Below are 13,834 nucleotides of genomic sequence, written 5' to 3' on the forward strand. Positions count from 1 at the left end.
CGACCTGATTTTACGATTTGTTTAATAGCTGAAGCAGCTTCTTCTAATTTCGTAAGAGTTTTGTTCAAGTCAATGATGTGGATACCGTTGCGCTCCATGAAAATGTACTTAGCCATTTTCGGATCCCATTTACGTGTAAGGTGACCAAAGTGCACACCTGCATCCAATAAATCTTGATAAGTAGTTCTTGCCATTTTTTGATCCTCCTTTGATTAACGTTTACTGAATTGGAATCTTCTACGAGCTTTACGACGTCCTGGTTTCTTACGCTCAACCATACGGTCATCACGTGTTACTAAACCTTTAGCGCGTAATGCAGGTTTAACTTCTGGGTTAAGCTCAACCAAAGCTTTTGCGATCGCTAGACGAACAGCTTCTGCTTGACCTTTAACACCACCTCCGTTAACGTTTACTTTTACATCAAAGTTTGCTAATTCACCCGCTACGCCTAATGATTGTGTAGCGATGTATTGCAAAGGTAATGTTGGGAAATACTCTTTGTAGTCTTTACCGTTTATAACAATGTTTCCGCTACCAGCAGTTAAGTAAATGCGGGCAACAGCAGTTTTTCTTCTTCCTGAAGTGTTAGTTGTTGACATGTCGATTCTCCTTAAAATTTAACTGGTTTTGGATTTTGTGCTTCATGCTTGTGCTCAGTACCAGCATAAACGTAAAGGTTCTTAAACAATTGACGACCTAAACGGTTTTTAGGAAGCATACCACGAACAGCTTTCTCAATGATGCGTTCAGGGAATTTAGCCATTAACTCTTTAGGAGAAACGAAACGTTGACCACCTGGATATCCAGTGTAGCGTACGTAAACTTTGTCGCCTAATTTGTTTCCTGTCAATCTAATTTTGTCTGCATTGATAACAATAACGTTATCTCCACAGTCTACGTGTGGGGTGAATGTAGGCTTGTGCTTACCACGAATTACCTTCGCGATGTTGCTCGCCAAACGCCCCAAAATCTCTCCTTCAGCGTCAACAACGATCCACTCTTTGTTAACGGTGTTCTTGTTGGCAGAGACAGTTTTGTAACTTAACGTATTCACTTGCTTTTGTTTAAATAATTTGTAAAATTTTATTTATCTTCCCCTTATCACAAGGGTCTGCAAAGGTACATCTATTATTCTATATTTTAAAATCTATTTCACTTATTTTATTGAAAACGAGCCAAGTTTCTTGCGGACTGGGCTAATCTCAATATTTTTACAACTTACGCGAATGAATATTGTTACATTAGTTAGTATATTGCAGGAAGAATTTTTAATTATTTAGTGGAAGTAGATGAGATTGACTTTTTTAAATAAACGTGTTATTTTAAGTTTTGTTGGATTTCTCTTTGGTACTGTCAGCGCTTTGCAGGCACAATCATTGGAGAAAAAAAGTAGACCTTATGATGCACGACTCAAAAATGTACAAGAGATATTAAAGCAAGGGAAAATTGGTCCAGGCGTGGATTCATTGGATGCTATACTCGCAGATTATCCCAAAGCAGATGATATCTATTTTACAAAAGCGATCCTTTTTGCCCAAATGAGAAATCAGGACGGCGCGATTGATGCAATAAAAGCCGCGTTGGAAATTGAACCGAAACCCGAGTACCTCAGCTTCGCCGTAGATGCATTCAAAAGCAAAAATGATGCAGATAGTGCATTGATCTATTTGGATAAATTGATTGATATAGATGATAATAATACGGCTTCATTAAAGCGTGAACGAATTATGCTACTTTTTAACGGAGGACATAAAGATGTCGCGTTGGAGTATTTTTATAAAACAAAGGAAATTGAATCTGCTTCCGATACATTGGATATGGTGGGTAGTGTGCTGTTGAACGATGCCGGTAATCACAAGGCGGTAATCGACCTTTTGAAACCCTGGGCTGACAATGGAACCAAATTGGCCCAAGTATATGGGCAACTGGCGCAGGCTTATAATCTTTCCAAAAACTCAAAACTTGCCCTAGAGTATATCAATAAAGGAATTCAAACTTCACAGGAAGATTTTCTTTATTTTGATTTAGCAGATCTGTACCGCTTTGATAAAAAGACCAAATTATCGTTCGATGCCTTAAAAAAAGGCTTTCAATCTAAAAAGATTGATTTTGGTGATAAAAATAGAATCATTATGACTTTGTTGGGGCCAAAAAGCCCCTACACAAATGCACAGCTTTTGGAGTTGGCTAATATCTTAGTTGAGGTCCATCCGCGAATTGCGGAAAGTCACATGGCCAAAGGACAGGTATTGTGGCTCAACGAAGATAAAACGGCGGCGCAAAGTTCGTTGGCTGTTGCCGTAACTATGAATCCTTACCAGATCGATGCTTGGCGGATGTTAATGAGCCTGGATATGGATAAGGGCGAGTTTGATCAAGCCATTGCCCATGGTGGTGAAGCCCTACATTATGTGGCCAATAATCCGACCATACTCTATTTCACCAGCATGGCTTATCTGATGAAGAAGGATACAGAGAATAGTCGCAAGTTTATGGAGGCTGCATTAAATAATGCCCAGGATGAAACTCCTTTTTTACAAGCCAATATCTACGGTGGTCTGGGCGATATCTACAATACATTGAAGATGTATAAAGAATCGGATGCAGCTTATATGGAAGCGATTCGATTGGATAGCACAAATGTGACGGCCATGAACAATTTAGCGTACTATTTATCGTTAAGAAAAGAACGACTTGATGAAGCGACAAAATACGCTGCTATGGCTACAGCAATGCAGCCTAATAATGGTACATTTGAGGATACTTATGCCTGGGTCTTGTTTGCCGACGGTAAATATGAGGATGCGTTAGTCTGGATTCAAAAGGCGCTAAAAAATACAAATCCGCAGACTGCAGTGTTACTGGAACATTATGGAGATATTTTGGTTAAGCTCGGTAAGACGACAGAAGCGGTAAAGCAGTGGAGTCTGGCATTGGAAAAAGGAATGGATTCTGAAGAAAGTAAACAGAAACTAAAAAAGAAGATTGAGACTAAAAGTTATGTGGAATAAAATTGTTTGGGTAGGTATTCTGGTACTTCTGCTTTCTTCCTGTAGCTCAAAAAAGAAACTGCTGAAAGGAGCGGATCTCAAATCAGAGAATGAACTGGTCATCAAAGACGATACACGGGAGGCAAAGAAAACGACTTTGCGTAATCTCTTTTTGACCAATTTAAATTACTCGACCTTTTCAGGAAAAGCAAAAATGCGGCTCGACCTTGGTAAGGATAACTTCGATGTCACCTCTAATATCCGGATTGAAAAAGATAAGAAAATCTGGATTTCGATATCGGCAACCCTCGGGATCGAAGTCGCTCGTGTGTTAATAACACCAGATAGTGTGCAGATCCTGAATAAGTTTCAGAGCGAATATATGGTCAAACCATTTGATTATCTATACCGTTTTGCCAGTCCGGATCTTACTTTTGCTAATCTACAGGATTTATTATTGGCTAATCTGTCTGTTAACCTCTTGTCGGATATTGATGCAGTGAACTTTCAGCAGGATCCGAATTCTGTACAATTGGACGGAAAATTGAATGAGCTTGATTTTCTATATCAATTGAACAATAACAATCGGCCTTACCAGTTCCGGTTGTCACAGTTGTCGAAGAAACAGTTGCTCGAAGCAAACTATGGTGAATATGCAATGGCTTCCGGACAGGAATTTCCGATGCTGTTAAAAGTGATTATCTCCGATGGACGTCAGGAGATAAAAACAGAAATTAATTTTAACAAGGTTACGTTTAATGAACCTGTTGAAATGCCTTTTTCAGTGTCATCGCGATATAAAGTAATCCGATAAGAAGTGATCTATTTCCGTTAGATTTATTACTTTCGCATTTAGTTTGCTAGTGTAGATGAATATAATGGAGCTGGGAAAGGGGCAAATACGAAATAAATAGTACTGTAAATGAACTTTAAGAAAACGATATTTGGTATAGTAGCATTCATTTTGATGATTGGTATTTCTGCGGCCCAGACAAGGGCTGAGCTGGAAAAGCAACGGGAGAAACTCAATCGTGAAATTGCTGAATTGCAGAAAACTGTTAAAGAAATTGCCAAGGAAAAATCGTTGACACAACAACAGGTGACAGCGTTGAGTAAGCAAATCAACTTACGTGAACAAAAGATAAATACAATTACTTCTGAAGTAGCAGTAATCAATAAACACATCAATGCCAATACAGCTGCAGTTAACAAATTGAAAGCTGAACTGGAAAAAATGAAACGTGATTATGAAAAAATGGTCATGTTCGCTTTCCGTAACCGTAATGCCTACAATAAGTTGATGTTTATTTTTGCTTCCAAAGATTTTAACCAAGGATTTAGACGTGTAAAATATTTGCAGCAATTTAATGATTCCCGAAAATTGAAGGCCGCTGATATTGAGAATACAAAGAAACAGATCGAGCAAAAAATTGCGCAGTTGAAGGCTGACCGAAATAAACAGGTAGCACTTATGAAGGAGCAAGAAAATGAGAAGCGAACCATCGCTCAACAGCGCTCTGTTTACTCTGGGCAACTGAGTGAACTTATTGTTACGGAACGTGGTGTGAAGAAAGATATTACGCAAAAGCAAAAAGAGGAGCGTCGTATCAATGCAGCGATCAAAGAAATCATAAGAAGGGAAATTGAAGCTGAAAGAAGGCGTGCAGAAGCTGCCCGTCGTGCCGCTGAGGCTGCCGCTGCGCGTAATCGGAAAGCCAATGAATCAGCAAATGCGTCGAAAGGTAAAAACAATGCGAATACAAAGAGTGGCAATACCGCGCGTAAATCAGATTCTGAGGTCTTGCGTAGCACACCAGAGGCGATCAGGCTTTCCAACGATTTTAGATCTAACCGTGGCAGCTTGCCTTGGCCAGTTTCCAATGCGAAGGTCATGCAGGGCTTTGGTGGAGAAAGTGTTGGTAGAAATGTAAACTGGGATCACGAATCCGTGAAAATTCAAACATCCACTGGTGCTGCTGTCAAAGCTGTTTTTGCAGGTGAGGTAAGTAGTGTGTTGACGATGTATGGACAACGTATTGTGATGATCAAACACGGTGAGTACTTTACAGTATATAATAATTTAGGTAGTGTAAGTGTTTCTAAAGGGCAAAAGGTAAGTACAGGTCAAACAATAGGTACGGCGGATGTGGATTCAGATACGGGCGTACCAATGGTAGACTTTTCTGTTTATCAGGGGTCAACCCCGCTGAACCCGATGTCCTGGTTGGCTAGATAAGAAATAATTACTATATTTAATAATTATCATTACATTTGTAAGGAGAGAGAAAAGATTTAGTTTAAAAGAATTGAAAAACAAGAAATTATAGTTATGTCAACATCATTATTAATCATGGGAATCGGGGGGCAGGAGTTAATTATCATTGTAGTAATATTGTTACTATTATTTGGTGGCAAGAAGATTCCTGAATTGATGCGCGGATTGGGTAAGGGCGTGAAGGAATTCAAAGAAGGCCAAAAAGATGAGTCTTCCCCTGAAAAAAAATCCGAAGTAGAAGATAATACCAAATAAGGGAGATCACGTCCCTAGTAATATAGATACGATTTTGTGTTGAACAAAATCGTATTTTGTTTTATCCTGGACCTATAGCTGAATAGTCCAGAACCATTTTTATACTAAAATCCATTTCTAAACGTTTAGATTATTGTTGATTTTTTAAGAGAAAAAATCGAACCTGGATTTAACAGTAAATTTATGATCGGAAAACAGACGTTAATTTCAATACTAGGAGCGGTGTGCTATGTGCTACCGCTCATGGCTCAAGAAGGCGCTGTGGAAGGCATGAGAGAAGCCACGCATCAAATCATCCAAGGAAGGATTGAAAAAGAAAAACAGGAGATTTATCAATACTTAGACAGTGTTAAATCTTCAGGGAATAGTCGAAATGATGATGCTACCATTACCGATGAAGAAATACAACTTGTTCGCAAACTCAAAGCAATAGAGCGGGAAATACCTTTAGATTACTCACCACGGGTAAAAGATCTGATCTCCAAATACACCTCTGATAATTACAATCCATATATGTGTAGAATGATGGGACTTGGCCAGTATTACTTTCCAATGTTTGATCGTATTCTGGATGAAGTTGGTGTACCTAGGGAACTGAAATACCTCAGTGTGGTCGAATCGTCGTTGAACCCCAGGGATATTTCGAGCGCTGGTGCTACAGGGCTGTGGCAGCTGATGTATTATGAAGCAAAGACCTATAACTTGACTGTTGATAGTTATACCGACCAACGCATGGATCCCATTGCTTCGAGTTATGCGATCGCGAAGATACTGAAAGAGGCCTATGACCAATATGGTGACTGGCTTTTGGCAATCGCATCCTACAATGGCGGAAAAGGTGCTGTGGGCAGGGCAATTCAACGATCGGGTAAAGAAAAGCCTACCTTTTGGGATATTGCTCCCTATCTTACCCAACAAACCCAAAATTATATTCCCAAATTCATCGCCATGACTTATGCGATGAAATATGCGGAGGAAAACAACATAAATGCAGCTGATACTGAGCTTTCTCTACGAACTCAAGCATTAGACGTTAATAAACGGATCTCGTTAAACCAGATCGCGGAAGTGATGAATGTATCCAAAGAAACACTCCGTGCGCTAAATCCGAGCTTTAAAAAGAATATTTTAAATGGTACGGAAGAAACTCCTCTAAGATTGGTATTGCCTGTATTGGATAAGAAAATAGCGACCGAAGAACTTTACGCTGCACTTAATACACCTATTCCTGCTGCGGTAACAACGACGAATAGCGCTAGCACCAGCGAGCCTGCCGAGCTTTTAAAAGGTGGAAAATACAAGGTCAAAGTAGGGGAAACATTCGCTTCCATCGCTGAAAAGTTTGAAGTTACTGTTCAGGATATAAAATCATGGAATAATTTGCGCGGAAGTCAGATTGTACCCGGACAAAATTTAACGATCAAGAAGGAAGATAGTTATGTCAGTACAAGGCTAGCGCATAACGCTGAGAAATCGGCCAAAAAGAGCCAACAACGTGCTTCTACACGTACAGCATACTATGTCGTAAAAAAGGGGGACACCTTATCGCAGATAGCCAATAAAAATGGTGTATCCGTTGGCCGCTTAAAAAGTGATAATGATCTGAACGGAAGCCGGATTAAGCCGGGAATGAAACTGAAAGTGTCAAAGAAATAGCAACATGGTTATACCAACCATGCTGCATCTTCTTCGTTATCAAATTCTTCGAGGGTAACCGTAACATGTTCTTTTAGGATCGTAGACAATTTAGTGCCATAGTAGTCACTAAAGATCGGGAATTTGTGGTGGCTCCTATCGATCAGTACGGCCGTTCTCATCTTCTTCAATGGAACATTCAGGAATACACCCAAACCGTAAGCCAGCGCTCTGCCACTATTTAATACATCATCCACCAGGATGATCGTTTTGTCTTTTGCCATGTCAACAGGTAAATCCGTGCCCGCACTCAATGACCGGCTTGTTTTCTTCATGGTAACTTTAATCAAAAGAATTTCCTTGTCTGAGATATCCTTTAATATCGCCTGAAGGCGTTGTGCAAATACATAACCCCGATCGGCAATCCCAACCAAAACAAGTGTTTCGTCTTCAAAATTGTCTTCTAAAATCTGATAGGCAATACGGATAGACTTCTGTTTTATTTGTTCTTTATTTAAGATGAGCGTTTTCTTTGAAGACATAATAGTATTTCAATGATTATAGGGTAAAAATAGGATATTAAATTGTATAAAAAAAGTCCAAAGCCGTTTAAAGCTTTGGACTTTTGTATCTCGATAACGGAATCCTTAATTCAGTTTATTATCTTTTTCTGCTTTTAATATTTCGGCAGTGAGCGATTTATGGTCTTCTGGCAAACGGCCACCATTATAATAATAGCGTCTCCAATAGGGCTCGTCCAAGTTGCTGATCATAACACCCTTGCTGGACGAAGCATGAGCAAATTTATTATCACCAATATATACACCTACATGAGTGATGCTTCTGCTTCTGATTTTGAAGAATACCAAATCTCCTGCTTTCAATTCATTCTTTTCTACAGTCTTTACTTGCGAATACTGATTACGGCTGTTGTAGCCCAAAGAGGTGTTAAACACCTTGTCGTATAATTCGTAAGAAAATTTAGAGCAATCAATACCTCGTTTGGAGTCTCCGCCCAACCGATATGGCGTACCTAGCCATTCGTAAACAAATTGATAAAGTTTTGTATTTGTGGTTGCTGAGACTGCAACTCCCATGATTTGTGAGAAGTATTCTTTGGCGAGATTATCAGGATCTGATTCTGGTTTGGAGTTTCTGTTGGTTTGTGCCTGCGACACTAGACATAAGCCGATAAATAGCATTGATGCTATAAATTTCTTTGTTTTCATTAAATCGCTTTTTTGTACAACATTTAACTTTTTAAAATTCAATACTGTCATCTATTTTGGACAGCACTGTTGCGAATATAATACAATATCAGTTTAAGGTCAAATTTTTTTTAGGCGATTTAACGAAATTTTAACAATTTTAACATCTTTCTTAACGCTTTTTGAACATATTGAAATTTAATCGGTCTGTCGAACTTTTACTACACGCAAGTAGAGGTATCGGTTCATATAAAACAACCGGCTTATGTTAGAATATCATTCTTTAAGACTTGTTTTTGTGAATCTGAAAAAAAATATTAATTTTCTTTAGGAATGTGATAATATTTGTTCTATATTTACTGCACATAAGCAATAACAATGAACACAAACACAATTATTACAACGATTATTATTACCACCGGGATAAAACTTAGGAGGAAGTAGTTTCATTGTATATAATTGTAGACACAATATTTCGAAGCGCTTTCCTCAAAAAGGAAAGCGCTTCTTTTTTATCACATAAATCAAACTAAACAAACAGTATAAATCAGTATGAAAGTTTTAAAATTTGGAGGAACTTCAGTCGGAACAGTAGAAAGTCTCAAAGCAGTCTTAAGCATTGTTAAGAAATCCTATGATGCTAAGGAAAAGCCACTGGTGGTATTATCTGCGATGTCAGGAGTAACAAATTTACTAACCCAGTTGGCAGAGGACGCGGCAGAAGGAAAGTCCTTTTCTGATGGACTTAAATCTTTGGAGGATAAACATTTTGCAGTCGTGAAAGAGCTTCTCGCAGTTAAGTTTCAAAATCCAGTTTTCACCAAACTTAAGTTATTTTTCAATGAGATCGAGGATCTGCTCCAGGGAATTTTTGCACTGAAGGAGCTAAGTAATCAAAGTAAGGACCTGATTCTGAGTTATGGTGAGCGATGCTCGAATTATATGGTTTCTAAAGTAATGGAACAGTATATACCGGAGTCTCTATTTATTGATGCCTCGCATTATGTAAAGACCGATTCCGACTTTGGTAATGCCCATTTAAATGAAGCCCTGACGGAACAGCTCGTGAAATCAATGTATATCACACACAGTGATAAATTGCTTTTTGTAACCGGTTTTATCGGTAGCAATGAGAATGGTCGCATCACCACCTTGGGAAGAGGCGGATCGGACTATACTGCTGCCATTTTTGGGTCGATACTTGATGCGACAGCGATTGAAATCTGGACTGATGTTAATGGCATGCTGACTGCTGATCCCCGGATCGTGAAAAAAGCCTTTTCACTCCCGGTGCTTTCCTATACTGAAGCAATGGAGCTTTCTTATTTTGGTGCTAAGGTAATCTACCCACCAACCATGATACCCGCATTTTTGAAGAAAATCCCGATTGTCATCCGCAATACTTTTGAGCCTGATTTCTCGGGTACGGTAATCCAATTTGATAGCGGAAAAACAGCGTTGCCAATCAAGGGGATTTCTTCTATCTCGGATATTTCTGTGATCAATTTAAGTGGATCAGGAATGATCGGCAAGTCTGGTTTTAGCGGACGACTTTTTACGCTGTTGGCAAGGGAGCAGATTAATGTTGTATTGATCACGCAATCTTCTTCGGAGCATAGCATCACCTTTGCGGTGAATCCCTCGGATGCGAAGCGTGCAATACAGTTGATTGAAATTGAATTCGAACTGGAAATCCAGGCAAATAAGCTGGTCATTCCTGCTATAGAGGATAATCTTTCTGTATTGGCCATTGTTGGCGAAAATATGAAACGGACTCCGGGGATGTCCGGAAGGTTATTTGCTGCCCTTGGACGAAATGGTATCAATGTAAGAGCTATAGCACAAGGGTCATCGGAATATAATATCTCCGTCATCATCGGTAAAGAAGATTTGGCCAAAGCGCTCAACGCTGTTCACGATGCTTTTTTCGCGGAGTTGAAAAAAACATTGCATGTATTTAATATCGGTACAGGTAATATCGGTGCAACGTTATTTAAACAATTGGAGGATCAACATGATTTTCTGCTGGATAAGAACGATATCGAGATCAAAGTGGTTGGAATTTCCAATAGCCGTAAGATGTTATTTAATACCGAAGGTGTAGAACTAAATAATTGGTCGGCTGAGCTCGAAAAAAATGGCTCTGAGGCGGATCTGGCTTTATTTATTGAGAAAATGAAAGCCTTAAACTTACCAAACTGTGTGTTTATTGATAATACAGCAAGCAAGTTGCCGGCCACGTATTATGAAGATATTTTTAAATCCAATATCTCCATCGTAACCTGTAATAAAATCGCGAATTCTGGAAAGTATGCACAATATAAGACGCTTCGCGATACTGCCCATAAACATGGGGTGGACTTTTTCTATGAGACGAATGTCGGTGCCGGGCTACCCATCGTAAGGGTTCTTAAAGACTTGATGTTGAGTGGCGACCGTATCTTAAAGATCGAGGCCATTCTTTCAGGTACGATATCTTACATCTTCAACAATTTCAAAGACGATGCTACTTTTTTCAATGTTGTTAAGCAAGCGCAAGAGTTGGGCTATACCGAACCGGATCCAAGGGATGATTTGGGGGGAATAGACTTTATGCGTAAAATGTTGATTTTGGCAAGAGACGCTGGCTATGCCGTTGAAGCGGAAGATGTAGATCTGGGACCGATTCTTCCGGAGGCCTGTCTAAAGGCCGATACCGTGGACGCCTTCTATGCGGAATTACAAAATGAGAATGCTTATTTCGAAGATATGAAAGCAAGAGCTGCCCGTGAGAAGAAAGTAATACGTTATATCGGAAAGCTTGAAAATGGAAAAGTTTCTATAGCGATCCAATTTGTAGACGAAAACCACCCTTTTTACGCGTTATCGGGTAGTGATAACATTATTTCCTTTACCACAGAAAGATACAAAGAACGCCCTTTGGTTGTCAAGGGCCCCGGAGCCGGTGCTGAAGTGACTGCGGCGGGCGTGTTCGCAGATTTGGTTAACGTTGGAGCATAAGACTATTTTGAAGTAAATAACGATTGAAGTAATGGCTAATAATTTAAATGTAGAATATCTAAAAGGTAAAGTCATCGATTTGGACAAGATGCTGCCGGAAGTTCGGGTATTTGCTCCTGCAACTGTTGCGAATATGATCTGTGGTTTTGATATACTGGGTTTTGCGGTGGAGCAGCCGGGAGATGAAGTTATCATGCGGCGCAAACAGCAGCCCGGAGTGACCATAAAAGAGATCACAGGAGATGATGGTAGACTCCCGCTCGACCCCAGTAAAAACACCGTGTCTGCTTGTGTTCAGTACCTGTTGCAAGCGCTAAATATTGCGTCGAAAGTCGGTGTCGAAATTGAATTGCACAAGCACATGCCAATCGGATCGGGTTTGGGCTCCAGTGCGGCGAGTACGGTGGCCGGACTTTTTGCGATCAATGTTATGCTTGGCAACCCATTAACGAAAGAAGAATTGTTACCGTTCTGTGTCGAGGGGGAGCGATTAGCCTGTGGTACCGGTCATGCCGATAATGTTGCGCCAGCACTTTATGGAGGTATAACGTTAATCAGGGGCAATGAGCCTTTGGATGTTGTTTCTATTCCTTCACCGAAGGAATTAGTGGCAGCAGTGGTGTTTCCACAGGTCGATGTCCCTACACGTGACGCACGACAATTAATCAAAGATAAAGTCTTATTAAAAGATGCTGTGACGCAATGGGGCAATATTGCCGGATTGGTAGCGGCTTTATTTAAAGAAGATTATGATCTGATTTCCCGGAGCATGAAGGATATTCTTATAGAGCCCACGCGTGCGATATTGATTCCGCAGTTTTATGAAATGAAGGAAATCGCACTACAGCATGGAGCTCTGAGCTTTGGTATATCAGGTTCAGGCCCCTCGGTCGTTGCAATGACACGGGATGAGCAGATAGCCAAAAAGATTGCAGACAGCATCCAGGCTCATCTCAAGGAAAATGAAATTGACAGCTTTGGCTACGTCTCAAAAGTAAATATAGAAGGACCGAGAGTATTAAATTAAAAATTTGCCATACCGTGTTTATAAAAATAGTACATGGAAGGTGGCGCCTGACTGATCGTATGACCACTGTATCATATACAAGGGGACCGTATTCAGTATAGATGTATGTTAAAGTAAATATTAAAAGATGAAGTTTTACAGTACAAATAATAGAACATTGGCTGTCTCTTTCAAAGATGCCGTATTTAATTCATTGCCAGCGGATAAAGGATTGTATATGCCTGAACAAATACCGCAGCTGGACCCTTTATTCATCAAAAATATCCAACAATATTCTTTGCAGGAAATTGCGTTGGAGGTAGCCTCGACACTTTTAGGGAGTGATATTCCTAAGCCGGATTTAAAGAAAATCGTCAATGAAGCGATTAATTTTGATGCACCCGTAAAATTCCTGACCGATAGTACAGCTGTACTAGAGCTATTTCATGGACCTTCTTATGCTTTTAAGGATTTTGGAGCTCGATTTATGAGCCGTATTATGGGATACTTTTCTAAAGCTGATGATAAATTGCTGGATGTGCTCGTCGCAACTTCAGGCGATACTGGAGGAGCTGTGGCATTAGGTTTCTTGGGAGTAGAGGGGACTCGTGTGACCATATTATATCCCAAAGGCAAAGTTTCCGAGGTACAAGAGCTACAGTTGACAACAAACGGGCAAAATATACGTGCCATTGAGGTCGATGGTACATTTGACGATTGTCAGGCGCTCGTGAAACAGGCGTTTAATGATGAAGAGCTCAATCAAACATTGCGATTGACATCTGCCAATTCAATCAATATTGCCCGATTGATCCCGCAAACCTTCTACTATTTTTATGCTTATGCCCAACTGAAATCCCAAGGTATCAATGAAGTCGTGTTTACTGTGCCAAGTGGTAATTTTGGAAATATTGGCGCAGGTTTGTTAGCTTACAAAATGGGACTTCCTGTCAAACATTTTGTGGCAGCGACAAATGTCAACGATACCGTACCGAGATTTCTTGTTTCAGGACAATATGAACCCAAACCTTCTGTCCAGACATTGAGCAATGCCATGGATGTGGGAAACCCAAGCAATTGGGTGCGGATTCAGGATCTTTTTGCAGGTAATCTTGCAGAGCTAAAAGCAATGCTTTCTTCCTATACCTTTACTGATAAAGAAACAAAAGTTGGGATGGATAAGCTCGTGCAAGAAGCAAATTACATTGCCTGTCCACACACGGCGATTGCTTGGCTTGGTGCGAAAGCTTATGCTAAAGAAAATCCGGGTCATTACGCTTCGGTATTCTTATCTACAGCACATCCCTGCAAATTCCCGGATGCGATAGATGCTGAAGTGTTCGCAAAAATTGCATTGCCGGACGGTGCAGAAGCGTTGCAAGGAAAAGAAAAACTAGCGGAACCTTTGGCGGTAGACTTCGAAGCGTTCAAAAGATATCTAATCAACCATAACTAAACGCGGAGG

At 40.1% G+C, this 13,834-nt stretch carries 13 protein-coding genes; 8 read left to right on the top strand and 5 right to left on the bottom strand.

Going from position 1 to position 13,834, the window contains the following annotated elements:
• The 3 genes from rpsB to rplM all read right to left on the bottom strand — a co-directional run.
• The coding region (gene rpsB, locus B4G94_RS07260; protein ID WP_286858006.1) for a 30S ribosomal protein S2 at positions 1-194 on the bottom strand (194 nt) is incomplete at its 3' end.
• Positions 195-212: 18 nt separating this feature from the next.
• On the bottom strand, positions 213-599 hold the full coding sequence (gene rpsI, locus B4G94_RS07265) for a 30S ribosomal protein S9 (protein WP_108636733.1): 387 nt from the start codon (positions 597-599) through the stop codon (positions 213-215).
• A gap of 11 nt (positions 600-610) precedes the next feature.
• Complete coding sequence (rplM, locus tag B4G94_RS07270) at positions 611-1,054, bottom strand: 50S ribosomal protein L13 (protein ID WP_077437655.1); 444 nt, start codon at positions 1,052-1,054, stop codon at positions 611-613.
• A 235-nt stretch (positions 1,055-1,289) separates the two neighbouring features.
• On the opposite strand from rplM, the gene B4G94_RS07275 reads away from it, so the two are divergent.
• From B4G94_RS07275 to B4G94_RS07295, 5 genes are all read left to right on the top strand, one after another.
• Positions 1,290-3,011, top strand: a complete 1,722-nt coding sequence (locus B4G94_RS07275) for a tetratricopeptide repeat protein (protein WP_286858008.1) — start codon at positions 1,290-1,292, stop codon at positions 3,009-3,011.
• Positions 3,001-3,804: a DUF4292 domain-containing protein gene (locus tag B4G94_RS07280; protein ID WP_108636735.1), complete on the top strand. Its 804-nt coding sequence runs from the start codon at positions 3,001-3,003 to the stop codon at positions 3,802-3,804. Before B4G94_RS07275 ends, B4G94_RS07280 begins: the two co-directional genes overlap by 11 nt.
• A gap of 108 nt (positions 3,805-3,912) precedes the next feature.
• Positions 3,913-5,226, top strand: a complete 1,314-nt coding sequence (locus B4G94_RS07285) for a murein hydrolase activator EnvC family protein (protein ID WP_108636736.1) — start codon at positions 3,913-3,915, stop codon at positions 5,224-5,226.
• Positions 5,227-5,319: 93 nt separating this feature from the next.
• A complete protein-coding gene (gene tatA / locus B4G94_RS07290) occupies positions 5,320-5,520 on the top strand; it encodes a twin-arginine translocase TatA/TatE family subunit (RefSeq protein WP_108636737.1) in 201 nt (66 codons plus the stop codon).
• A gap of 183 nt (positions 5,521-5,703) precedes the next feature.
• Positions 5,704-7,176, top strand: coding sequence for a LysM peptidoglycan-binding domain-containing protein (locus tag B4G94_RS07295; RefSeq protein ID WP_286858011.1), 1,473 nt, complete (start codon positions 5,704-5,706; stop codon positions 7,174-7,176).
• An 8-nt stretch (positions 7,177-7,184) separates the two neighbouring features.
• Here the strand turns inward: B4G94_RS07295 and B4G94_RS07300 are convergent, their stop codons facing one another.
• A complete protein-coding gene (locus B4G94_RS07300; RefSeq protein ID WP_104385696.1) occupies positions 7,185-7,697 on the bottom strand; it encodes a phosphoribosyltransferase family protein in 513 nt (170 codons plus the stop codon).
• A gap of 105 nt (positions 7,698-7,802) precedes the next feature.
• Complete coding sequence (locus tag B4G94_RS07305; protein WP_104385695.1) at positions 7,803-8,384, bottom strand: C40 family peptidase; 582 nt, start codon at positions 8,382-8,384, stop codon at positions 7,803-7,805.
• Between the two features lie 531 nt (positions 8,385-8,915).
• Between B4G94_RS07305 and thrA the strand changes: the two genes are divergently transcribed.
• From thrA to thrC, 3 genes are all read left to right on the top strand, one after another.
• Positions 8,916-11,363: a bifunctional aspartate kinase/homoserine dehydrogenase I gene (gene thrA / locus B4G94_RS07310; RefSeq protein ID WP_286858014.1), complete on the top strand. Its 2,448-nt coding sequence runs from the start codon at positions 8,916-8,918 to the stop codon at positions 11,361-11,363.
• A gap of 88 nt (positions 11,364-11,451) precedes the next feature.
• Positions 11,452-12,390, top strand: a complete 939-nt coding sequence (locus B4G94_RS07315; protein ID WP_108636893.1) for a homoserine kinase — start codon at positions 11,452-11,454, stop codon at positions 12,388-12,390.
• Positions 12,391-12,517: 127 nt separating this feature from the next.
• Positions 12,518-13,825, top strand: coding sequence for a threonine synthase (gene thrC / locus B4G94_RS07320; RefSeq protein WP_286858015.1), 1,308 nt, complete (start codon positions 12,518-12,520; stop codon positions 13,823-13,825).
• Positions 13,826-13,834: the final 9 nt, after the last annotated feature.

Origin of the sequence: Sphingobacterium sp. UBA7625 (genome assembly GCF_002484085.1) — a bacterium.
GTDB lineage: Bacteria > Bacteroidota > Bacteroidia > Sphingobacteriales > Sphingobacteriaceae > Sphingobacterium > Sphingobacterium athyrii.